A 21,604-nucleotide genomic window follows, 5' to 3' on the forward strand; every position below is an offset into this window, starting at 1 on the left:
CGATGGACTTGATCGCCAAGCTGTGATTGCGTCTCAGCAGGCCGGATGGAAAACCGGCAAGGGAGGATTGTCAGGCCGTGCAGGGCTGGTTCGTCGTCATCATCGCGATTGCCTACGTGACGCTGCTGTTCGCCATCGCCAGCCTCGGCGACCGGCGCTCAACGACATCCGGGCCTGACCGGGCCCGGCCCTTCATCTATGCGCTCAGCCTGGCGATCTACTGCACCTCCTGGACGTTCTTCGGTTCGGTCGGCCTTTCCTCCGAGCGCGGCCTCGAATTCCTCGGCATTTATATCGGCCCAGTGCTGGTGTTCGTATTCGGCTTTCCGCTGCTTCGGCGCATCGTCAGGCTGGCCAAGACAGAGAAGATCACTTCGATCGCCGATTTCCTCGGCGCCCGCTATGGCAAGAGTTTTGCCGTAGCAGCGATCGCCACGCTGATCGCGACGATCGGCGCGGTGCCTTACATGGCGCTGCAGTTGAAGGCGATTTCCGGCTCGGTCAGCCTGATGGTCGAGCATTATACCGGCTCGCCGCCTTCCTTCGATCCGTTCGTCAGCGACATCTCGCTGGTCGTCGCCATGCTGCTGGCGCTGTTTGCGGTGCTGTTCGGCACGCGCCATGCCGACGCCACCGAACACCAGGATGGGCTGGTGCTGGCGGTAGCGGTGGAAACCGTGGTCAAGCTCGCCGCTTTTCTGGCGATCGGCCTGATGGTCACCTTCCTGATCTTCGGCGGCCCAGGCGATATGGTCGACAAGCTCGCCCAGAATTCGCAAGTTCAGCAAGCAATGGGCTACCGCACGTCGCTCGCCACCTGGCTGGTGCTGACATGTTTGAGCGGTTTCGCCATCATCATGCTGCCGCGCCAGTTCTACGTCACCATCGTCGAGAACCGCAGCGAGGCCGAACTGCGCACCGCGACATGGGTGTTTCCGCTCTATCTGGTGGCGATCAACCTTTTCGTGCTGCCGATCGCGCTCGCCGGCCTGGCGCTGGTCGGCACCAGAACCAGCAGCGATCTCTATGTCCTGTCGCTGCCGCTGCTCAGCGGTCACGATGTGTTGGCCATGGCGGCGTTCATCGGCGGCCTGTCGGCGGCGACCGCGATGGTGATCGTCGAAAGCGTCGCACTGTCGATCATGATCTCCAACGACCTCGTCATTCCGCTGTTTGTGCGCCGCCTGCTCAAGACCACGACGTCCGAGAACGAGGACTGGTCAGCGCTCATCCTCAACGTGCGACGTGCGGCGATCTTCATCATGCTGTTCATCGCCTTCCTCTACTATCGCGAGAGCACCGACAGCGCGCGGCTCTCCTCGATCGGCCTGATGTCCTTCGCCGCGATCGCGCAGTTCGCGCCGGCCCTGATCGGCGGACTGATCTGGCGCGGCGCCAACGGCAGGGGGGCGGCGCTCGGCATGGTCGCCGGCATCGTCGTCTGGAGCTATACGCTGCTGCTTCCTTCGCTTGCCTCGTCCGATACCGGCATTGTTGTCCACGGCCTGTTCGGCTTCGAGGCATTGCGGCCGCAAGCGCTGTTCGGCACCATCGCCGAGCCGCTGAACCACGGCGTCTTGTGGAGCCTGTCGGTCAACACGCTGTTCTTCGTGCTCGGCTCGCTGTCGCGCGCGTCGGTGCCGCTGGAACGCATCCAGGCGTCGATCTTCGTGCCGCGCGAGGCGAGCCCGATGCCGAGCCTGCGCCGCTTCCGCACCACCGTCACCGTCAACGATCTCAAGGACACCATCGCGCGCTATCTTGGCGTCGAACGCACTGAACGGTCCTTTCAGTCGTTCGAAACGAGCAACGGCGCTTCGCTGCACGGCAACGAGCAGGCCAGCATGGACGTCATCCGCTTCTCCGAGCAGCTTCTGGCAAGTGCCGTCGGCTCCTCCTCGGCGCGGCTGATCCTGTCGCTGCTGCTGCGCCGCAACGATCGCGAATCCAAGGACGCCTTCCGCCTGCTCGACGACGCCACCGAGGCGCTCCAGCACAACCGCGACCTGCTGCAGATCGCGCTCGACCAGATGGAACAAGGCATCACCGTCTTCGACAGGGATTTCCGGCTGATCTGCTGGAATCGCCAATATCGGGCGCTGTTCGACCTGCCCGACGAGATGGGCCAGGTCGGCGTCTCGCTCGACCGCATCCTGCGCCACCTGGCCGAGCGCGGCGACATTCCGGCCGACCAGCGGGTGGCGATGCTCAACCGCCTCACCAGCTTCGTCAGCCCCTGGCAGATGGAGCTGAAGACCAGCGGCCGCATCCTGGAGTTGCGCTCCAACCCAATGCCAGATGGCGGCATCGTCGCCACCTATGCCGACATCTCAGGACGCGTCGAGCAGGATCTGGCGCTCAAACGCGCCAATGAATCGCTGGAACAACGCGTCAAGGACCGCACCGTCGAACTGACCCGCGTCAACGAGGAACTGGCACAGGCGCAGATGCTGGCCGAGGAGGCCAATCTCGGCAAGACGCGGTTCCTTGCCGCCGCCGGCCACGATATCCTGCAGCCCCTGAACGCCGCCCGCCTCTATTGCTCGTCGCTGATCGAAAAAGCCGGCAGGGGCCCGACCGGCAAGGCCGCAAACAACATCGAATCTTCGCTGGAATCGGTCGAGACCATTCTCGGTGCGGTGCTCGACATCTCCCGCCTCGATGCCGGCGCGATGAAACCGGACGACACCGTCTTCAGCCTGGACGAGCTGCTGCGGCAGATCGGCAACGACTTCCAGCCGCTTGCCGCCGAGAGGAAGCTCGGCCTGACGATCATGCCGTCGTCACTCAGCGTGATGACGGATCGCAATCTGCTACGCCGCCTGATCCAGAACCTGGTGTCCAACGCCATCAAATACACGCGCCACGGCCGCGTCCTGGTCGGCGTGCGGCGGCGCGGCGAACTGGTCGAGATCCAGGTGATCGATACCGGCATCGGCATTGCCGGCGACAAGCTAAACACGGTTTTTCACGAATTCACCCGGCTCGATGAGGGCGCACGCGAAGCTGAAGGCCTCGGCCTCGGGCTCTCCATCGTCGACCGCATCGCTCGCGTCTTGCGCCTCGAAATCCGGATCTTTTCAAGCCCGGGCAAAGGCACGCGCTTTTCCGTCATCCTGCCGGTCGCGGCAGCGCAGGAGCCACGGCGCGTGGTCACGGCGAAAGCGCCGGTCCGCACTGCTGCTTCGCTTGCCGGGCTTCGCGTGCTCTGCATCGACAACGATGCCCGTATCCTCGGCGGCATGCGACTGCTGCTCGAAGGCTGGGGCTGCAGCGTCGAGACGTTTTCCGGCTCGGAAGAACTCGATGGGTCCGGCATGCATCGACCCGACATCGTGCTTGCCGATTATCATCTCGACGGCGAGACCGGTCTCGAAATGATCGCCAAATTGCGCGCGATCCACGGCCAGGACATGCCGGCAGTGCTGGTCACCGCCGACCGCTCGAGCGAGGTGCGCGCCAGCGCCGGCAGGCTCGACGTGCCGGTGATCAACAAGCCCCTCAAACCAGCGGTGCTGCGCTCGATGATGGCTAGGGTCAGGCCGCTGGCGTCGGCGGCAGAGTAGAGCCGGAAGGGGTCAACCCGTCGCCTGCAGCGGATCGCTGCCGATCTTCGACAGCAGGATCACCGCCTGGGTGCGGCTGTCGACGCCAAGCTTCTGCAGGATGGCCGAGACATGCGCCTTGATCGTCGCCTCGGAGACGCCGAGTTCGTAAGCGATCTGCTTGTTGAGCAGCCCTTCCGCCAACATGCCGAGCACGCGCGTCTGCTGCGGCGTCAGCGTCTGCAGCCGCTTGATCAGATCGGAGATCTCGGGATCGCGCTCGACGCCGAGATCGATTCCCGCGGGCGCGGCGATGTCACCGGCAAGCACCGACTGCACGGCGCTGCGGATCTCCTCCATGCTGGCCGATTTGGAGATGAAACCCGAAGCGCCGAGATCGAGCGCGCGCCGGATGGTCACCGGGTCGTCATGTGCCGACACCACCACCAGCGGCACCGTCGGATGGATGCCGCGCAGCGAGATCAGACCGGATAGGCCGCTCGCGCCGGGCATGGACAGGTCGAGCAGCACCAGATCGACGTCCTCATTGGCCACGACCAGCGCCTTGGCGCTTTCGAAATCGCCGGCCTCGTGAATGCCGGCGACGTTGCCAATGCCGGCAAGCGCTTCTCTCAGCGCGCCGCGAAAAAGCGGATGATCGTCGGCGATGACGAATGTGTAGCCCGACGGCACGTGGCCCTCCCCAAATCCCATTGATGATTGTCTGCTTCTTACGGGATCAGTCGAACGATTATGCGGCGATATCAGCCGTTTTCAAGCGGCAAAGCTATGCGCCGGGTCTCCCCGGCGAACGGTTGCTCAGGTTTTTTGCGGATTGGGCTTGGCGGCATCCTCGCCGCTATCCTTTTCCATGTCCTTGACGATGCCGATGAAGCTGCGCAGGAAGCGCTCCATATAGCTCATCGTCTTGTTGAAATCCTCCTCGCTGGGCAATGTCGACTCAAAGCGGGCGGCAAGCGAGTTTTCGAGCTTGACGACGCGCTGGTCGAGCGCCTTCACCGAATTTTCCAGCCGGTCGATCTCGTCCTGGAAGGCGGCGCGTTCATCGGCCGCCATTTTGCAGACGAGCTGGCCGGAACGCTCCTCGCAGATCGACATCGCACCGGTCTGCGTGTCCATGCGAACATAGCCGGTGGCCGACTTTTCCAGTCGGTAGCGGTCGGTTTCCTCGGAAAAAGCCGATGCCGCGACGAGCGAGACGAGCGCTGCGGGGATCAAGACGTGCTGCGGTCGCATATTGTCCTCCATAGGCCAGTAAGTGCAATTTATCGCATGTTTGCGCCGGAAATGGGGAAGAACCCTGGCCCGCCCTTTCCCGTATGGCTGGTTCGGACTATAGCGCAACCATGTCTCAGATTATCTACAAGATAGTGCCTGAGCCGCTGTGGCGCGAGGCCGAAAGAAATGGCCGCTTCACCGGCGCGCCGATCGATGTCGCCGACGGCTTCATTCATTTTTCCACCGCCGGCCAGGCCAGGGAAACGGCGGCAAAACACTTTGCCGGCCAGACCGGGCTGCTGCTGGTCGCCGTCGATGGCGCCAGACTCGGCGATGCGCTGAAATACGAGGTCTCGCGCGGCGGCGCGCTGTTCCCGCATCTTTACGGCCCGCTCGACCTCAAGGCCGTCGTCTGGGTCCAATCATTGCCGCTCGGCACCGATGGCCTGCACCAATTCCCGACGCTGGAGGCCGAATGAGCGTGCTCGACCGGCTCGGCCAGAGGTTCCTGTTTGCATTCGATCCGGAGGCCGCCCACGGCCTGTCGATCGCCGCGCTGAAATGCGGGCTGCCGGTCGCCCGGCGCCCTGTGCGCGACGAAAGGCTGAAAGTCAGCGTCTGCGGCATCGATTTCCCCAATCCGCTCGGCATGGCTGCCGGTTACGACAAGAACGCCGAGGTTCCCGATGCGCTGCTTGGCCTCGGCTTTGGCTTTACCGAGGTCGGCACGATCACGCCGCTGCCGCAGGCCGGCAACCCGAAGCCGCGCATCTTCCGGCTGACATCGGACGAAGCGGTGATCAACCGGCTGGGCTTCAACAATGAGGGTCACGAGGCCGCCGAACAACGGCTTGCCGCCCGCAAGGGCCGCGCCGGCATCGTCGGCGTCAATATCGGAGCCAACAAGGACAGCACCGACCGCTGCAGTGACTATGAACGAGGCGTTGTCAGGTTTGCGCCATACGCCAGCTATCTGACGGTCAACATCTCCTCGCCGAACACGCCGGATCTGCGCAACATGCAGGCCCGTGAACAGCTTGGCGAACTCCTATCGCGCGTCACGGCCGCACGTACGGCGGCTGCAGCGCAGCCGCCCGTCTTCCTCAAGATCGCGCCGGATCTTGTCGAGGCCGAACTGGAGGATATCGCCGCCGAGGTCACCGAGAAGGCAATAGACGGTGTCATCGTCTCCAACACCACCATCGCGCGACCGGGGCTGCGCAGCGCCGATCTTGCCGGCGAGACAGGCGGGCTTTCGGGAAAACCGCTGTTCGAGCGCTCGACCATCGTGCTGGCCAAGATCCGCAAACTGCTTGGCCCGGACCGCGCCATCATCGGCGTCGGCGGCGTCGATTCCGCTGAGACGGCACTTGAAAAGATCCGCGCCGGCGCCGATCTCGTCCAGCTCTACACCGGCATGATCTATGCCGGGCCGGCACTGCCGGGCCGCATTCTTGCGGGGATGGCGCGTTTTGCGGATATGCAACGGCTCAAGTCGCTGCGCGAGTTGCGCGATAGCAGCCTCGATCAATGGTCGTCCAAGCCGCTCTGACCCGAAGTCGCTCTAAAACGCCGTCCGCATCCGCACACGCAAAATGATAAGCAGGCTGAAGCCGCGCACCAGCAGAAAGACGTGCAGCGCCGCCCACAGGCCGTGATTGCCGAAGGCCGGCGCCAGGATGAGCAAGGCCGCGCTGAACACAAGGAACGACAAAAGCATCATGTTGCGCATGTCGCGCGACCAGGTCGCGCCGATGAAGACACCATCCATCTGAAACGCCAGCACGCCGCTGAGCGCGGTGAACGCTGCCCAGGACAGATAGATGTCAGCAATGGCGCGAACATCCTGTGACGTCGTGATCAGGGCGACCAGATCAGTTCCGCCCAGCAAAAGGACAAGCGTCGCCGTGGCGGCCAGCCCGAAGCCCCACAACAGGGTCAGCCGAACCGCCTGCCGGAATTGCATGGCGGCACGCGCACCGACGGCCCGCCCGGCGAGCTGTTCGGCTGCCGTGGCGAAACCATCGAGGAAATAGCCGGCGATGAGGAAGACGTTCATCAGCACGGCGTTGGCGGCCAGCGTCACCGTGCCGAACTGTGCGCCCTGGCGGGTGAGCAGCGCGAAAGCGGCGAGCAGCGAGAACGACCGGATCATGATGTCACGGTTGAGCGACATCATGCGCAGGAATGCCGACAGGTCGAGGATGCGATGGCGCGGCAGCCGGGGCGCTGCCCAGAAACGCCGGCCGATGATCGCCAGACCAAGCAGCATGGCGACGAATTCACCGGTGACGGTCGCCCAGGCGACGCCGGCAACGCCCCAGCCGAGTTCCAGCCCCAGCAGGATGCAGAGCGCAATGTTGATGCCGTTCAGCACCAATTGCAGCATCAGTCCCAGCCCGCCCTCGCCACGCCCCAGCACATAGCCGAGGATGGCGTAGTTGATCAGCGAGAACGGTGCTGCAAGCAGCCTGATGCGGATGTAGACGGCCATCGCTTCGCTGACGCGCGGCTCGGCGCTCATGAACCATTGTCCGGCGATGGCGACCAGTGGCGCAAGCGCGGCAAGCACGATGCCGGCGACGACCGCGATCAGCACGGCACGCCAGAACACCGCCTGTTCCTCCAGTTCGTCGCCGCGTCCGACAGCCTGGGCGACGAGGCCTGTGGTGCCGGAGCGCAGGAAATTGAAGGAGGTGAAGACGACATCGAAGACCAGGGCGCCAGCCGCCAGGCCGCCGAGAAGGGCAGCGTCGCCCAACTGCCCGACCACCGCAGTGTCGACGATGCCGAGCAGCGGCGTCGTCAGATAGGCGAGCGTCATCGGCACCGCGATGGCGAGCACCGAGCGATTGGTGACGACGAAAGACCGGCTGTTGGCCGTTGCTGACACCTGATCCAGGATCCCGCTTCCCCATTGCGGCTTGATCGAACAGCCGATGTGCCCCAATTTCCGGACGCCGCGCAACCACTCATCCCAGTACGGCCAACCGAAACCCGCCTCTGGCTCACCTGCCGCTCATGCCCCTGCAGATCGTTCATCATCCCGACTACGACGCCGGCTTCGCCGTCAACCATCGCTTCCCGATGAGCAAATACAAGCTGCTGATGGAAGCCTTGGGCGCGCGCGGACTGACCGGCCCCGCCGCGCTCAACGTGCCCGAACCGGCGCCGGCATCATGGCTGAAGCTTGCCCATGACACCGGCTATGTCGACCAGGTGCTGGCCTGCGAAGTGCCTGAAAAAATCGAGCGCGAGATCGGCTTTCCGGTGAGCCCGCGCGTCTCGCTCAGGGCGCAGCTCGCAACGGGTGGCACCGTGCTGGCGGCGCGGCTGGCATTGCTGGACGGCATCGCCTGCAACACCGCCGGCGGCAGCCATCATGCGCGGCGCGCGCAAGGCGCCGGCTTCTGCACCTTCAACGATGTTGCGGTGGCTTCACTGGTGCTGCTTGCGGAAGCTGCCGCCCGCAATATCCTGATCGTCGATCTCGACGTGCATCAGGGCGACGGCACGGCGGACATTCTCGGCGACGAGCGGCGCGTGTTCACCTTTTCCATGCATGGCGACCGCAACTATCCGACACGAAAGATCGCTTCCGACCTCGACATCGCCCTGCCCGACCGCAGCGGCGATGCGGCCTATCTCGAAAGGTTGGTCGGCATCCTGCCGGAACTCACCGCCAGAGCGCGCTGGGACATCGTTTTCTACAATGCAGGGGTCGACGTTCATGCCGAGGACCGGCTTGGCAGGTTGTCGCTGTCGAACGAGGGGCTGCGTGCCCGCGACGACATTGTGATCCGTCATTTCCGCGCGCTCGGCATCCCGGTCTGCGGCGTTATCGGCGGTGGCTATTCGACTGACGTGGCGGCCCTCGCCGCGCGCCATGCCATCCTGTTCGAAGTGGCTTCGGACTACGCTTAGATCGTGGGGACGGATTTGAGCAAGATGAAAGCCTGCGGCGAGAGCGACGAAGGAGGCGAAGTTCCGCTTTGTCTTCTCAGCCCAGGCCCACGTCGATGCCTCAGTGGATGGCTGCCCAGCCGGTCACGACAACAAGAACTAGGGTGACCAGTGCCCCCGAGACATAGAGAATGGTTCTGACGCTACCACCTTTGGCGGCGTTGCCGCCGCGCAAATAGACCACAAAATGAATCAGCCGGATTACGATGTGGGCCCACACTAGCACTGCCAGGGTGGTCGCCCCAACACCTACCATCATCGCCAGCACGGCCGGCACAACGAAAGGTGCCAGCGCCTCCACAGAGTTCATGTGCACACGGTCGATGCGGTAGAGCAGGTTGTCGTCGTCGGCCGGGACCACTGGACCGGAGAGCGCTCCGGCACGGCCTTTGGACGATCCCGAATAGATCGCCAAAAGAATGGATAGAAGACAGAGCGCGAGCACCCCGACGAAGCTGAGGGTGTAGGCTTCCATGCTGATCTCCGCTCCTTAGGATCACAGTGAGAACGGGACGGAGGCAATCCCGGTGGGTGAGATGTCCCCGTCTTAGGGCATCCCAACGCTCCGCCGTCAGGCCTTGCAGGCCAGCAGATCGGCGAACCGCTTGAGGTACAGCGGCCAGCCCTGATCGCTGGCGACACCATCGCGCTCGCTTTCCCAGCCTTGGCCGTGACGTTCCAGGTTTCGATGCTCGAGCTCGACGCGAGTCCTCTCAGCCGTCTCAGAGGTGAACCGCACCTCCCATTCACTGGTCTTGTCCGGATCGGTCTCGATCTGCCATTGCGGGCTGATATCCCAGCTGAGCAGCACCCGGTTGGGCGGCTCATAGGCCAACACGCGCGCCCAGCGGCACTCGCTGCCGTCGGTGCCACGATCGTAGAGGTAGCCGCCGACCCGACGCTCGAACACAGTCTCGGCTATCGGGACGGCGAGCATGTTGTGCTCGGGCGGCTTGAAGCTGCCGAATTCTTCGGTGAAAACCTTGAATGCGCGTTCGATCGGCGCCTCGACCACGATGGACTGTTTCACGGACGTAACTGGTACATGAGTGTTCATTGTGACTCCTCTGGCGGTTGCTCGACGGCCACCTTGTAGGCCGACAGGGTCTTGCTCCAGAACCGGTCGAGCCAGGCACGCATCTGGCCAAGCCCAGCCGGATCGATGTGGTAGACGTTGCTGGCACCCTTCGGCTCGGCCCGAACCAGGCGCGATTCGCGCAACACCTTGAGATGCTGAGAGACGGCCGATTGGGAGACCGTCACCTCCCGCGTGATTTCAGCCACCGAACGCGGGCGTGCCGCGATCAGCTCGACGATCGCGCGGCGCGTCGGGTCGCCAAGCGCAGCAAACTGGGCACTACCAACAGTCATGACTTATGATTAGTGCAAACTGATGATTATGTCAAACAGCGTTGATCAACGGCGCGGATCGTCAGTCCGGCCCTGTGCTGCCATTCCTGCAACAGAACCCTTCCTGATGAAGCTGCATCACGGTCCGAAGCACGGGAATCCTTCATATTGGGATGCTAGGCTATAGGCTAGCTGTCGGCTCATTTCCGATAGTTGGCGATCCTGAGCAGGATGAAGACCGGAATGACGATCGCCGCGCCCAGCAGGATATAACCGAGAAAACGGTCAATAGCCCGGAAGCCCAGATTCCAGAGATCGACGAAGAAATTCCGGATGCCGTAGAGCACATCCATCGGCGACCAGCCGAATGCGTTCATGACCAGCCCGACGAGGAACGATACCACCAGCAGCTTCAGGAAAACCCGGAGCGGCGTATCGCCGAGAAAGCGCGTTAGTGCGGACAAGGCGTGTCTCCAGATTCGGTTACAGGTCCAGAAATACGCACTTGCCGCGCTGGCATCAAGGCGGTCACCAACTCCAGTTGCGCCGGACAGCGGGTTGGCCGGATTGTCTGCTCGCCAGTCTTGACACCGATGCTGCAGTGCAGCAAAATTAGGCGACAGAGGGTGACCCGTTGATATCGATCTGCCAGACCCACTCGTATCGCCCGGTGATGGACGGACTGCGCCGTCTCGCCGTGACCTGCGAACACAGGACTTTTTGAATGAAGTACAGGCGCGATATCGATGGTCTTCGGGCCGTTGCGGTCCTGCCGGTTGTACTCTTCCATTTCGGAATCTCGGCAATTCCAGGCGGCTTTACCGGCGTCGATATCTTCTTCGTCATATCCGGCTACCTGATCACCGGAAGCCTTCTGGACGACCTTGAACGCGGCCAGTTTTCGATCATCAGCTTCTATTGGCGCCGTGCCCGGCGCATCCTGCCGGCTCTGATCTTTGTCACGCTTCTCAGCTGCATTGCGGCATTGTTCATTCTTCTGCCGTCAGATCTGCACGAATTCAGTCTCAGCGTCATAGCGGCCTCGACTTTCTGGTCGAACATCTATTTTTGGAAGACGTCAAATTACTTCTCCATCGATGCCGAGCTCCGACCGCTGTTGCACACCTGGTCGCTTTCGGTCGAGGAGCAGTACTATATCTTTGCCCCAATCCTGATGTTCCTGATCTATCGCTATTTTGCCAAGCGCTGGCTGACGATACTCCTGCCGATCATTCTCGGCAGCTTCGTGCTGGCGGTCATGGCGACATGGCTGGCGCCAAACGCGGGATTCTACCTGCTGCCGACACGAGTCTGGGAACTCATGCTGGGCGCGGTGCTCATGCTGAAACGGCCCCCGCCCTTGAGCAACCGGTTCCTTATGGAACTGGTCGGGCTGGCCGGATTTGGCCTTCTCGCCATCGGGTTCTTTGCGATCTCGGAGAGCGACCCGTTCCCGGGCTACAACGCTTTGTATCCTTGCCTCGGAACGGCCCTCCTTATCTATGTCGGCCAAAATAGCCCCTCGACGATCGCCAGCCGCATACTCGAAATTCGGCCGCTGGTCTGGATCGGCCTCATCTCCTATTCGCTGTATCTTGTTCACTGGCCGATCAATGCGTTCGCGCACTATCTTTCGTTACAAAAACTCGACCTGTCGATGACCGTTGCGATGACGGTTGCAAGCTTCGCATTGGCTGCATTTTCCTGGAAGTACATCGAGCAGCCGTTTCGGCAGAAAAGGAGCTTCACCGCCCCGGTGCCGATCTTCGCCTTTTCAGCGGGCGCAATCGCTCTTCTTTGCGTTGGCGGGGCGGCCGGGGCGCTCGGCAACGGCTTTCCGCAACGGTTTCCGGACTATGCCCAACAGCGGATTTCTGTCGGGGACTGGGGCAATGGCACCTGTTTCAACGAGGGCTCCAGCCGGATCGAAAGCTGGAATATCGAGGATTGCACGCGCACTCGCGGCTTCCCAACAACCGTTTTGTTGTGGGGCGACTCGTTCGCCGCCCACTATGTTTCAGGCCTGGACGCCAACATAAATCAGCTCCAGGCCAACATCGTGGAGTATACTTACGCAGGCTGTCCACCGATCCTCTCTTACTTCTCCTATGCACGCCCGGATTGCATGCCGTTCAATCAGCAAGCCCTGAAGATCGTCCAGGACGCCGGCATCAAGACGGTTGTACTCAGCGGTCGGTGGACCGACTACGAGGCCAGAAGTTTCGACGGTCTCCAGCAAACGATCGATACGCTTCGTGGTCTGGGCGTGCGCGTGTTTGTCATCGGCCAGTCCCCGCAGTTCATAACCGATGTTCGAAAAATCGCGTTCTTCGCAAAGCGCGAAAATCTCGATGATACATCGTGGCCAATGGCCATGGATCCCGACATCAACAACCGTGTGCGCGCATTTACCAAAGGCGCCACCTTTATCGATCCGCTGAATTTCCTCTGTAGTGCAGGACGCTGCTCCTACGCCGACGCAGGCCAGTTTCTTTATTTCGACTATGGCCATTTCTCTTCAATCGGGGCCACGCTGGCAATTTCGAAATACTGGCCGGCTTTTGCCGCAGACGATGCCCTTGCCACGACGGAGTAACAGTCGGGCGGCTGGCAAGGCACGAGTGCACGCTTAACCATTGCCCGAACGCCGGCTTGCGTGGTAACGAGGCTGCTGCGCGGGTATGATGTAATGGTAGCTTGTCAGCTTCCCAAGCTGAACGCGCGGGTTCGATTCCCGCTACCCGCTCCAGGTTGTTCCGCAAAGGTTTGTGCCTGATTTAGCAAGAGCTGAAACCCACCAGTTTTACAGGCAGTTTTACGGTTTTAGTTTTGCTTCGGTTCCTGGAATCGCCGTCGGCGCTTCGGCGAGATCGCATGTCCACCCTTGCGCGCCTTCAGGTGCACACGATCAAACGACCGCTCACCCGTTCCGGTCGTCATGCGGATGGGCCATTATCGTCGCCCGCGAGCGGACTTATGCGAGTTGCACCGTTAGTCATGAGGCGAAACGATCTTCTCGAACCTGACGGTGTGAATGCAGTCGCGACCGTCAAGGGGGTTTTTCGCTGGGGCTGATTTGTAAGTCAGCATTCGACTGTCCGTATCGACGAAACGAACTTGCTGGGTGCCCTCCCACGTCGCGTTCCAGCTCATGTCAATATGGTGATTAACTCGATCATCTTCGACCGTGTATGTCCCTGCATAGGCAAACATCGAATCGTAGAGTTCGATCTTTTCTTCAGGCGTAGGGACAAGGTCGTTGGGTGTAATGCGATCTTCATTAAGCACGAGGACCATCACTCGGCCATCCGCAGCATAGGTGATAACGCCTCTGGGATTCTTTCCCAAAGCGTCTCTGACTTCGCCGGATTCAAGGACCTCATAAGTCCAGGAAATCATCCTCCACGATCCCAGCAGCAAAGTTGCCAATTGCGACACGGCACTGACCTCCACGAAGGGTGGATCAAATTAGCATGAAGCCTGACCCTGCCAAAGTTCCGGTGGAACTCGATCCGATTGGCGACATGGCAAGGCAGACTGCTGCAAACCACCAACAGCGGACTTTCCTCGATCGAATTCTCTTCCCGAAGTCGATGTTCAATGGATCTGGAACTCCCGACTCAATCCCTTTCGACTTGGCATCTCGAGGGTGGCCAATCCATATTGCTACGGAGCAAGCTCGTCGACGGCGTGGGCGATCTCGTTCTTGAACTCGACTTTCGTGCCCGGCTGCACGATGGAGCCGAGATCTTCGGCATCCCAATTGGTCAGTCGGATGCAGCCATGCGAGAAGGTCGTGCCGATCTTGCCCGGGTCGGGCGTACCGTGGATGCCGTAGCTTTCGATCGAGAGATCGATCCAGACCGATCCCACGGGATTGTTCGGCCCGGCAGCGATGGTGAAGGGCCGCTTGGTCCTGACACCCTTGAAGGCGAAGTCCGGATCGTAGTGATAGGTGGGGTTGCGCACCACGCGCTTGACCTCCGCCATGCCGCTTGGCGCCGGGTTTTCATCGCTGCCAATCGAGGCGGGGTAGACTGCGAGCCATTTGCCGGAAGAATCGAGCACGCGCACCAGGCGAGCGCCCTTGTCGACCTCGATGCGGGCTACGCCAGCGGGAGGATCGCCCCGGCCAACATCAGGCACCACCAGGGTCGTGCCGGCCTTCCTGAAGCCGATGCCCGGATTGAGCATCCTGAGCAACTGTTCGCTGATATGGAAGCGCTCCGCCAGCTTCTCCGCCGCGGTGCGATAGCCGAGCCGCCGCAGACGGGCCATCCTCTCCATCCGAGCAGGGATACGCCTGGTGAAGGGTCCGCGCACATCCTTGCGCGTCACCTCATAGGTGACCAGCACCGGCTCGGCGGAGGTTGCCGTGAGCTTGCTCCAGGTCTCCGGAGTGAGCTTGCCATCGGATGGGAGTCCGTTCGCCAGCTGAAAGGCGCCGACCGCCTTGGCGAAGTTCGCTGAAAGGCGACCGTCAATCAGGCCCGGCGAGAAGCGGGCGCGATCCAAAAGAATCTGCGCCTTCAGCACGGTCGGATCGACACCCTTCGGTTCGCCGGCGGCGAACTGGGCTTGATTGACGGTGGTTAGGTCCAGCTTGGCCGCCCGCGCCCCGCCGCATGCCAGGGCTAGCACCGCGGCGAAAACGAGGAGGAGCCTGATCATCGATAGCCTCGCTGGGGCTGCAACAGGAGCCCGCTTCTATGACGCGGCACCGCCCTGTGTGGTTCCTTCGCTCGAGCGATATTCTGAATTGAAGCGACATGACCGAAGAGCCGTGCGATAGCTATGCAGTGGATCTGCAATGGATTGCTTGATTCAACGCTGTCAGCCTACCTCTCTCAAAATGAAGTCGTGCAGCATCTTGGCTGCCGGCGACAGCGCGCGATTTTTTACGGTGATCAGGCTGTAAGGCCTGACCTCGATGTCGAACTCGGTCTGGACGACGTCGATGGCGCCGGCCAGCCCCTCGGGGTTCTGAATGAATTTCGCCACCTGGATCGACACCGGCGCGATGGCGTCCGACTGCGCGACCATGACCAGGGTCAGGAGCAGCGAGCTGGTGTTGAGGATGCGGTCCGGCAGCGCGATGTTGCGGTTCAGGAAATTGCTCTCCATCGCCTGGCGCAGCGGCGAGCCGCCCGACTGGAAAACCCAGTCGTAGGTGGCGGTCTCCTCGAGCCGCACCGCCTTGCCCTTAGCCAGCGGGTGGCCGCGGCGCACGATCAGGCAGGCTTTTTCGACGCCGATGACGCGGGCCTCGAACAGCCGTGGATTAAGGTCGTCGGGGATGCGCGCGATGATAAAATCGTGACGTGTGGCGATCAGCTCGCGCGCCAGCACATTGGAGGTCTCGACCTGCATGGTGATCTCGATACGTGGATAGATGCGCCGGATTTCGCGGATCGCCGGCACGGCAAGCTCGATCGCAGGGGCCGTCACCGCGCCGAGGAACACCGAGCCGCCCTTGCCAGCCTTGAGCTCGGATATCTCACGGTCGACTTCACGCATCTCGAGCAGGATCGAACGCGCGCGCCTCGCCAACGCCTTGCCGTAGGGCGTCAGCGTGATGCCGCGCGGCAGCCTTTCGCACAGCTTGACATCGAGCACCGCCTCCATCTCGGCGATCATCCGCGAGGCGGCGGGCTGGGAAATGTTCATGACCTGGGCTGCCGCGCTGACCCGGCCATGGTCATCGAGGGCTGCGATCATACGCATGTGGCGAAGACTGAGGCCGCTGCGCAGTAGGGTCTCACTCCTGCCGGGACTTTCGCCATAACCATCTGAAAGTCCAGTAGGATCCCGTAGCGCCGCCATGATCTCCGTTTGCTCCTCGCTCGTGGCCGGCCGGCAATCCGGCCAGATCTTTTGTCCACTTTCAGTATATCAGTTTGGGTATAGCAACCACCAAAGATCGCATTTGACAGTTATGGCAAAGAGCCACACCCTTGGCGCGTCCTGAGGCTTGACCGCCGCGAGCGAGAAAAATCGCATCGACTGGAAGCAGAGTCTCAGGGCCGATTGGGAGGATACCGGAGATCGATATGGCGGCAGCGGCGCGTTTTGGCGCTCCTGCACGATCGCGCGGCCCACGAAACCCAGGGTGCGCGTCCATCAACCAGGGAGAGTTAATGTGAAGATCATCAAGACACTGGCCGCCGTCGCGGCCCTTAGCATCGCGGCCATGACGGTCCCAGTGCAGGCAGGCGAAGGCCTCATCGGCGTGCTGATGCCGACCAAGACCTCGCAGCGCTGGATCAACGACGGCGACGCCGTCAAGTCCCAGCTCGAGGCTCTGGGCTACACTGTCGACCTGCAATATGCGCAGGACGATATCCCCAATCAGCTCAGCCAGCTGGAAAATGAAATCACCAAGGGCCCGAAGGCACTGATCATCGCCTCGATCGACGGCACCACGATGTCGGACGCGCTGCAGAAAGCGGCTGACGCCGGCGTCGTCGTCGTCGCCTATGACCGGCTGATCAAGAAGACCGCGAATGTCGACTACTACACCACGTTCGACAATTTCGGCGTCGGCGTCATCCAGGCGAAATCGCTGCTCAAGGGCCTCGGCTATCCCGAAAACAAGGGTCCATTCAATATCGAGCTGTTCGGCGGTTCGCCGGACGACAACAACGCCTTCTTCTTCTACGACGGCGCGATGTCCGTTCTGCAGCCGCTGATCGACGACAAGACCCTCGTGGTGAAGTCCGGCCAGATGGGCATGGACAAGGTCGGCACGCTCCGCTGGCTGGCAGCGACCGCCCAGGCCCGCATGGACAATCTGCTCTCCGCCAACTACTCGGATGGCAGCCGCGTCGATGGCGTGCTCTCGCCGTATGACGGTCTGTCGCGCGGTATCATCGCCTCGCTGCGCGCCGTCGGTTACGGCACGGCCGATCAGCGCTGGCCAATCGTCACCGGCCAGGACGCCGAAACCGCTTCGGTCAAGGCGATCATCGCCGGCGAGCAGTACTCGACGGTGTTCAAGGACACCCGCGAACTCGCCAAGGCGACGGTCGAACTCGTCGACAAGGTGCTCTCGGGCGGCAAGCCGGAAGGCCTCGACACCACGACCTACAACAACGACGTCAAGGTCGTCCCCTCGATCCTGCTGACGCCGCATGAGGTCGACAAGTCGAACTACCAGGCGCTGGTGGTCGATTCCGGCTACATCAAGGCCGAAGAGCTGAAGTAACCGCAGTTGTAAAAACCGGGGTCCTGCGCAGCGCAGGACCCCTTTTCGTTAGCGAGCGACACCGGTATTGTTTGCGGACCTCGGAGGAGTGGTATTCCTGATGGCCTCGACGATTTTGGAGATGCGTGACATCACCAAGACGTTTCCCGGCGTCAAGGCGCTGTCGAATGTCAACCTCAGCGTCGAGGAAGGCGAGATCCACGCCGTTGTCGGCGAGAACGGCGCCGGCAAGTCGACGCTGATGAAGGTGCTGTCGGGCGTGTATCCATCCGGCACTTATGACGGCGAAATCATCTATCGCGGCGATGAGTGCCATTTCAAGGGCATCCACGACAGCGAGCGCCGCGGCATCGTCATCATCCACCAGGAACTCGCGCTGGTTCCGATGCTGTCGATCGCCGAAAACATCTTTCTCGGCAACGAGCACGCCAGATACGGTGTCATCGACTGGAACGCCAACGAGACGCGCACCAGCGCTCTGCTCAAGAAGGTGGGCCTTAAGGAAGACCCCAAGACGCTGATTACCAATATCGGTGTCGGCAAGCAGCAGTTGGTCGAGATCGCCAAGGCGCTCAGCAAGGAAGTGCAGCTGCTGATCCTCGACGAACCGACGGCGAGCCTGTCCGAAAAGGACAGCCAGGCGCTGCTCGACCTGCTGCTCGAATTCAAGCGGCAGGGCATCACCTCGATCCTGATCTCACACAAGCTCAACGAGATCAACCGGGTCGCCGACAAGGTCACGATCATCCGCGACGGGCGGACCATCGAGACGCTGCCTAAGAAAGACATTTCGGAAGACCGCATCATCACCTCGATGGTCGGCCGCTCGCTAGACGACCGTTATCCGTCGCGCGAGCCCGAGATCGGTGAGATCGTGCTCCAGGTGAGGAACTGGTCGGTCTATCACCCGATCCATGCCGAGCGGCAAGTGATCAAGGGCATCGACATCGACGTCCGCAAGGGCGAGGTGGTGGGTATCGCCGGGCTGATGGGCGCCGGACGCACCGAATTCGCGATGAGCCTGTTCGGCAGCTCCTATGGCCGCCGCATCACGGGCGAGGTGCTGCTCAAGGGCAGGCCCATCGATGTCTCCTCTGTCAGCAAGGCAGTGGAACACGGCATTGCTTACGTCACCGAGGACCGCAAGACCTACGGTCTCAACCTGATCGATCACATCAAGCACAACATCACGCTGGCCAATCTTCCCGGCGTGTCGCGCCATAGCGTGATCGACGACATGCGCGAGCTCGCCGTCGCCAACGACTACAAGGCCAAAACCAACATCCGCTCGTCCAGCGTTTATCAGATGACCGGCAATCTATCGGGCGGCAATCAACAGAAGGTGGTGCTGTCGAAGTGGCTGTTCGCCAATCCGGAGGTGCTGATCCTCGACGAGCCGACGCGCGGCATCGACGTTGGTGCCAAGTATGAAATCTACACGATCATCGCGCGTCTCGCCTCGGAGGGTAAGGCGATCATCGTCATCTCGTCGGAGATGCCCGAACTGCTCGGCATCACCGACCGCATCTATGTCATGAACGAAGGACGTATCGTCGGCGAAATGGCGGCGAGCGATGCCAGCCAGGAAAAGATCATGCGCGCCATCGTTCGCGGAGAAGGAAAAGCATCATGAGCACCGAAAGCGCTCCCGTCCCGAAAAGCGGCGTCGCCGAAGATGTGCAGCAGGGCCCGCGCGTTGCCGTCTCGGCGCTGGTCACCAACCTGCGCGAATACGGCCTGATCCTGGCGCTTATCGCCATCATGGTATTCTTCCAGTACACGACGTCCGGAACGCTGTTCAAGCCGGTGAACTTGAGTAACCTGGTGCAGCAGAACAGCTTCATCATCGTGATGGCGCTGGGCATGCTGCTGGTGATCGTCTCCGGCCATATCGATCTCAGCGTCGGGTCCGTCGCCGGTTTCATCGGCGCGCTGGCGGCGATGATGATGGTCATCTGGCCTCTCGGCCCTTTCAGCAATCCGCTGGTGGTGTCGATCATCTGCCTGATCATCGGCGGCGCGATCGGCGCGGGACAAGGCTACTGGATCGCCTATCACCGAATACCGAGCTTCATCGTCACGCTGGCGGGGATGCTGATCTTTCGCGGCATCTGCCAGGCGCTGCTGGGTGGCGGGTCTTCCGTGGGGCCGCTTCCAGCCGGCTTCAAGGCGCTCAGTTCCGGCTTCATTCCGGACGTGATCGGCTCGTTGACGCTGATCCCGCCGGTCGTGAACGCCGCCGGCAAGACCATCGTCGGCAGCGGGCTGACGCTGCACATGACGACGATCGTGATCGGCCTCGTTGCCGTGCTCGCCTATGCCTATTTCGGACTCAGGGCACGGCGCAGCCGCGAGCGGCATGGCTACCAAGCCGAACCCTTCACGCTGTTCGTCGTCAAGACCCTGGTGACCAGCGCTCTGGCGCTGTTTCTGGTCTACCAATTCGCCACCTACAGAGGTCTGCCAATCGTTCTCGTGGTGATGGGCGTGCTGATCGCGCTGTTCGTCTTCGTCACCAAACGCATGACGGTCGGCCGCCGTATCTACGCAATGGGCGGCAATGCCAAGGCGGCGCAGCTATCGGGTATCAAGACCGAGCGGCTGACCCTGATGGTGTTCATCAATATGGGCGTGCTCTCGGCGCTCGGCGGGCTGATCATTGCGGCGCGCCTTGGCCAGGCGGTGCCGGCGGCCGGCCTCGGCAGCGAGCTCGACGTCATCGCCGCCGTGTTCATCGGCGGCGCTTCGGCGATGGGCGGCGTCGGTCAGGTTATTGGCGCGGTGGTCGGCGGTTTCATCATGGGCGTCATGAACAACGGCATGTCGATCATGGGCGTCAATGTCGATTGGCAACAGGTGGTCAAAGGCCTGGTGCTGCTCGGCGCCGTGGTCTTCGACGTCTACAACAAGAACAAGGCTTGAGGGCGAGGGAACTCATGCAGGTCGCCAAACGTGTGCAGCGTGTTGGGACAACGACATGCATAAAAACAAGGATTAAAGCGGGCCGCCTTTCAAACGCGGCGCGCGTTTAGGAGGCACGGGTCACATCGCGGCGCTGCCGGGCGGCGCAAAGAAGTCCCTCAGGGACCGGGCCCGCGAGCGCAATCCGGACGAACAGTTCACCAGTGGCGCGGATACTATCCGAGCCGCGCTGGTCAAGGTTTGCCAACCCGGCAGCCAGGCCAAAGGCAATTGAGAGAGGGTACATCATGCTGATCTCCCAGATCCTCGACGACGCAGAGACCATCCGCGTCGTTGCCCGCAACGGCGGCAAGACCCGTATCATCAACGGCGCCCGCAGCGTCTATTCGCTGGCGATGGAGGCCGCGCGCACAGGCACCGGACTTGTCGCCCTCATCGAACGCAAGGGCTTCGGTGAAGCGGTCGACCTCGATGCCGCCTACAAGAAGGGGCGGCTGTTGTCGCCAATCAACCATCCCGACCCGGCGCATCTCCACCTCACCGGCACCGGGCTGACACATCTCGGCTCCGCCGCGACCCGCGATTCCATGCACAAGAAGCTCAGCACCGACGGCGAGGAGCAGCTCACCGATTCCATGAAGATGTTCCGCATGGGGCTGGAAGGTGGCAAGCCGGCCAAGGGCCAGACGGGCGTGCAGCCGGAATGGTTCTACAAGGGCAACGGCACCATGTCGGTGGCGCCCGGTGCGGCACTTCTGTCGCCCGCCTTCGCCGAGGATGCCGGCGAGGAGCCGGAAGTCGCCGGCATCTATGTCATCGGCGACGACGGCGCCCCTTTCCGCGTCGGCTTCACGCTGTCAAACGAGTTTTCCGACCATGTCACCGAGCGCGTGAACTATCTTTTCCTCGCGCATTCCAAGCTGCGCAACGCTTCGTTCGGGCCGGAGATCCTGATCGGCGAACTGCCGTCCGACGTCAGGGGTACCTCGCGCATCGTCCGCGACGGCAAGCTGCTGTGGGAAAAGCCATTCCTGTCGGGCGAGGCGAACATGTCGCATACCATCGCCAATCTCGAACATCACCACTTCAAATATTCGGCCTTCCGCCAGCCGGGCGACGTGCATGTGCACATGTTCGGCACGGCAACGCTGTCCTTCGCCGACGGCGTCAGGACCGAGGCCGGCGACGTGTTCGAGATCGAGGCCAAGGATTTCGGCCTGCCGCTACGCAACCCGCTTGAAATCGAGCAGCCGGTGAAGGTGGCGGTGAAGGCGCTGTAAGGTGGCACCTCTCCTTCTCCCCTTTGTTTGGACTGGGGACATCGCGAACAGGTGTGCGAGGACATCGCGAACAGTTTTGCGCATTGTGCGCGAGGGGGTTC

General features: G+C 61.9%; 19 protein-coding genes and 1 tRNA gene. 10 read left to right on the forward strand and 10 right to left on the reverse strand.

Annotation, left to right across the window (positions count from 1 at the left end; genetic code table 11):
- The first annotated feature begins 77 nt into the window (after nt 1-77).
- Nucleotides 78-3,566: a PAS domain-containing hybrid sensor histidine kinase/response regulator gene (locus AC0L3N_RS13645; RefSeq protein ID WP_123146590.1), complete on the forward strand. Its 3,489-nt coding sequence runs from the start codon at nt 78-80 to the stop codon at nt 3,564-3,566.
- Nucleotides 3,567-3,578: 12 nt separating this feature from the next.
- Here the strand turns inward: AC0L3N_RS13645 and AC0L3N_RS13650 are convergent, their stop codons facing one another.
- Both AC0L3N_RS13650 and AC0L3N_RS13655 read right to left on the reverse strand, forming a co-directional pair.
- Complete coding sequence (locus tag AC0L3N_RS13650) at nt 3,579-4,238, reverse strand: response regulator transcription factor (protein WP_123146589.1); 660 nt, start codon at nt 4,236-4,238, stop codon at nt 3,579-3,581.
- Between the two features lie 126 nt (nt 4,239-4,364).
- The gene (locus AC0L3N_RS13655) at nt 4,365-4,802 is read right to left on the reverse strand and encodes a hypothetical protein (RefSeq protein WP_123147404.1); all 438 of its coding nucleotides are present in this window, start codon (nt 4,800-4,802) and stop codon (nt 4,365-4,367) included.
- A 110-nt stretch (nt 4,803-4,912) separates the two neighbouring features.
- On the opposite strand from AC0L3N_RS13655, the gene AC0L3N_RS13660 reads away from it, so the two are divergent.
- Nucleotides 4,913-5,263 (forward strand): DUF952 domain-containing protein, encoded by a 351-nt coding sequence (locus tag AC0L3N_RS13660; protein WP_123147403.1) that lies wholly within the window; start codon nt 4,913-4,915, stop codon nt 5,261-5,263.
- Nucleotides 5,260-6,336 (forward strand): quinone-dependent dihydroorotate dehydrogenase, encoded by a 1,077-nt coding sequence (locus AC0L3N_RS13665; protein ID WP_123146588.1) that lies wholly within the window; start codon nt 5,260-5,262, stop codon nt 6,334-6,336. Before AC0L3N_RS13660 ends, AC0L3N_RS13665 begins: the two co-directional genes overlap by 4 nt.
- A gap of 12 nt (nt 6,337-6,348) precedes the next feature.
- Here AC0L3N_RS13665 and AC0L3N_RS13670 read toward each other — a convergent pair whose 3' ends face one another.
- Nucleotides 6,349-7,677: an MATE family efflux transporter gene (locus tag AC0L3N_RS13670; RefSeq protein WP_473548053.1), complete on the reverse strand. Its 1,329-nt coding sequence runs from the start codon at nt 7,675-7,677 to the stop codon at nt 6,349-6,351.
- Between the two features lie 128 nt (nt 7,678-7,805).
- Between AC0L3N_RS13670 and AC0L3N_RS13675 the strand changes: the two genes are divergently transcribed.
- Nucleotides 7,806-8,708 carry a histone deacetylase family protein gene (locus AC0L3N_RS13675; protein WP_123146587.1) on the forward strand — a complete coding sequence of 301 codons (903 nt, stop codon included), beginning with the start codon at nt 7,806-7,808 and terminating at the stop codon, nt 8,706-8,708.
- 100 nt (nt 8,709-8,808) lie between these two features.
- Here AC0L3N_RS13675 and AC0L3N_RS13680 read toward each other — a convergent pair whose 3' ends face one another.
- From AC0L3N_RS13680 to AC0L3N_RS13695, 4 genes are all read right to left on the reverse strand, one after another.
- Entirely contained in the window at nt 8,809-9,222 is a 414-nt protein-coding gene (locus AC0L3N_RS13680) for an MAPEG family protein (RefSeq protein ID WP_123146586.1), read from the reverse strand.
- Nucleotides 9,223-9,318: 96 nt separating this feature from the next.
- Complete coding sequence (locus AC0L3N_RS13685) at nt 9,319-9,804, reverse strand: SRPBCC family protein (protein ID WP_473548055.1); 486 nt, start codon at nt 9,802-9,804, stop codon at nt 9,319-9,321.
- Nucleotides 9,801-10,118, reverse strand: coding sequence for an ArsR/SmtB family transcription factor (locus tag AC0L3N_RS13690; protein WP_292191413.1), 318 nt, complete (start codon nt 10,116-10,118; stop codon nt 9,801-9,803). The genes AC0L3N_RS13685 and AC0L3N_RS13690 overlap by 4 nt, the downstream gene beginning before the upstream one ends.
- A gap of 179 nt (nt 10,119-10,297) precedes the next feature.
- The gene (locus tag AC0L3N_RS13695; protein WP_473548056.1) at nt 10,298-10,561 is read right to left on the reverse strand and encodes a DUF6460 domain-containing protein; all 264 of its coding nucleotides are present in this window, start codon (nt 10,559-10,561) and stop codon (nt 10,298-10,300) included.
- Nucleotides 10,562-10,821: 260 nt separating this feature from the next.
- On the opposite strand from AC0L3N_RS13695, the gene AC0L3N_RS13700 reads away from it, so the two are divergent.
- Nucleotides 10,822-12,693 carry an acyltransferase family protein gene (locus AC0L3N_RS13700; protein WP_473548057.1) on the forward strand — a complete coding sequence of 624 codons (1,872 nt, stop codon included), beginning with the start codon at nt 10,822-10,824 and terminating at the stop codon, nt 12,691-12,693.
- Nucleotides 12,694-12,772: 79 nt separating this feature from the next.
- Nucleotides 12,773-12,846: transfer RNA gene (locus AC0L3N_RS13705), tRNA-Gly, on the forward strand.
- Nucleotides 12,847-13,088: 242 nt separating this feature from the next.
- Here AC0L3N_RS13705 and AC0L3N_RS13710 read toward each other — a convergent pair.
- The 3 genes from AC0L3N_RS13710 to AC0L3N_RS13720 all read right to left on the reverse strand — a co-directional run bounded on the left by AC0L3N_RS13710 (nt 13,089) and on the right by AC0L3N_RS13720 (nt 15,920).
- Entirely contained in the window at nt 13,089-13,535 is a 447-nt protein-coding gene (locus tag AC0L3N_RS13710) for a lipocalin-like domain-containing protein (protein ID WP_473548058.1), read from the reverse strand.
- 228 nt (nt 13,536-13,763) lie between these two features.
- Entirely contained in the window at nt 13,764-14,768 is a 1,005-nt protein-coding gene (locus AC0L3N_RS13715) for a L,D-transpeptidase family protein (protein ID WP_473548060.1), read from the reverse strand.
- Between the two features lie 162 nt (nt 14,769-14,930).
- Nucleotides 14,931-15,920 carry a LysR family transcriptional regulator gene (locus tag AC0L3N_RS13720; RefSeq protein WP_473548061.1) on the reverse strand — a complete coding sequence of 330 codons (990 nt, stop codon included), beginning with the start codon at nt 15,918-15,920 and terminating at the stop codon, nt 14,931-14,933.
- A gap of 316 nt (nt 15,921-16,236) precedes the next feature.
- Here AC0L3N_RS13720 and chvE point away from each other — a divergent pair, with 316 nt between their 5' ends.
- The 4 genes from chvE to araD1 all read left to right on the forward strand — a co-directional run bounded on the left by chvE (nt 16,237) and on the right by araD1 (nt 21,503).
- Nucleotides 16,237-17,301, forward strand: a complete 1,065-nt coding sequence (gene chvE, locus AC0L3N_RS13725; protein ID WP_473548063.1) for a multiple monosaccharide ABC transporter substrate-binding protein — start codon at nt 16,237-16,239, stop codon at nt 17,299-17,301.
- 100 nt (nt 17,302-17,401) lie between these two features.
- Nucleotides 17,402-18,934 carry a multiple monosaccharide ABC transporter ATP-binding protein gene (gene mmsA, locus AC0L3N_RS13730; RefSeq protein WP_123146579.1) on the forward strand — a complete coding sequence of 511 codons (1,533 nt, stop codon included), beginning with the start codon at nt 17,402-17,404 and terminating at the stop codon, nt 18,932-18,934.
- Nucleotides 18,931-20,223, forward strand: a complete 1,293-nt coding sequence (gene mmsB / locus AC0L3N_RS13735; RefSeq protein ID WP_123146578.1) for a multiple monosaccharide ABC transporter permease — start codon at nt 18,931-18,933, stop codon at nt 20,221-20,223. The genes mmsA and mmsB overlap by 4 nt, the downstream gene beginning before the upstream one ends.
- Nucleotides 20,224-20,510: 287 nt before the next feature.
- Nucleotides 20,511-21,503: an AraD1 family protein gene (gene araD1 / locus AC0L3N_RS13740; RefSeq protein ID WP_473548065.1), complete on the forward strand. Its 993-nt coding sequence runs from the start codon at nt 20,511-20,513 to the stop codon at nt 21,501-21,503.
- Nucleotides 21,504-21,604 lie beyond the last annotated feature (101 nt).

The sequence above is a fragment of the Mesorhizobium sp. WSM4807 genome, from assembly GCF_055811615.1.

Bases quoted from the DNA above. Each gene is read 5' to 3' on its own strand.
- araD1 (WP_473548065.1), top strand. From the start codon at position 20,511: ATGCTGATCTCCCAGATCCTCGACGACGCAGAGACCATCCGCGTCGTT.
- mmsA (WP_123146579.1), top strand. From the start codon at position 17,402: ATGGCCTCGACGATTTTGGAGATGCGTGACATCACCAAGACGTTTCCC.
- AC0L3N_RS13685 (WP_473548055.1), bottom strand. From the start codon at position 9,804: ATGAACACTCATGTACCAGTTACGTCCGTGAAACAGTCCATCGTGGTC.
- AC0L3N_RS13690 (WP_292191413.1), bottom strand. From the start codon at position 10,118: ATGACTGTTGGTAGTGCCCAGTTTGCTGCGCTTGGCGACCCGACGCGC.
- AC0L3N_RS13665 (WP_123146588.1), top strand. From the start codon at position 5,260: ATGAGCGTGCTCGACCGGCTCGGCCAGAGGTTCCTGTTTGCATTCGAT.
- AC0L3N_RS13660 (WP_123147403.1), top strand. From the start codon at position 4,913: ATGTCTCAGATTATCTACAAGATAGTGCCTGAGCCGCTGTGGCGCGAG.
- mmsB (WP_123146578.1), top strand. From the start codon at position 18,931: ATGAGCACCGAAAGCGCTCCCGTCCCGAAAAGCGGCGTCGCCGAAGAT.
- AC0L3N_RS13655 (WP_123147404.1), bottom strand. From the start codon at position 4,802: ATGCGACCGCAGCACGTCTTGATCCCCGCAGCGCTCGTCTCGCTCGTC.
- AC0L3N_RS13680 (WP_123146586.1), bottom strand. From the start codon at position 9,222: ATGGAAGCCTACACCCTCAGCTTCGTCGGGGTGCTCGCGCTCTGTCTT.
- AC0L3N_RS13715 (WP_473548060.1), bottom strand. From the start codon at position 14,768: ATGATCAGGCTCCTCCTCGTTTTCGCCGCGGTGCTAGCCCTGGCATGC.
- AC0L3N_RS13675 (WP_123146587.1), top strand. From the start codon at position 7,806: ATGCCCCTGCAGATCGTTCATCATCCCGACTACGACGCCGGCTTCGCC.
- AC0L3N_RS13700 (WP_473548057.1), top strand. From the start codon at position 10,822: ATGAAGTACAGGCGCGATATCGATGGTCTTCGGGCCGTTGCGGTCCTG.
- AC0L3N_RS13720 (WP_473548061.1), bottom strand. From the start codon at position 15,920: ATGGCGGCGCTACGGGATCCTACTGGACTTTCAGATGGTTATGGCGAA.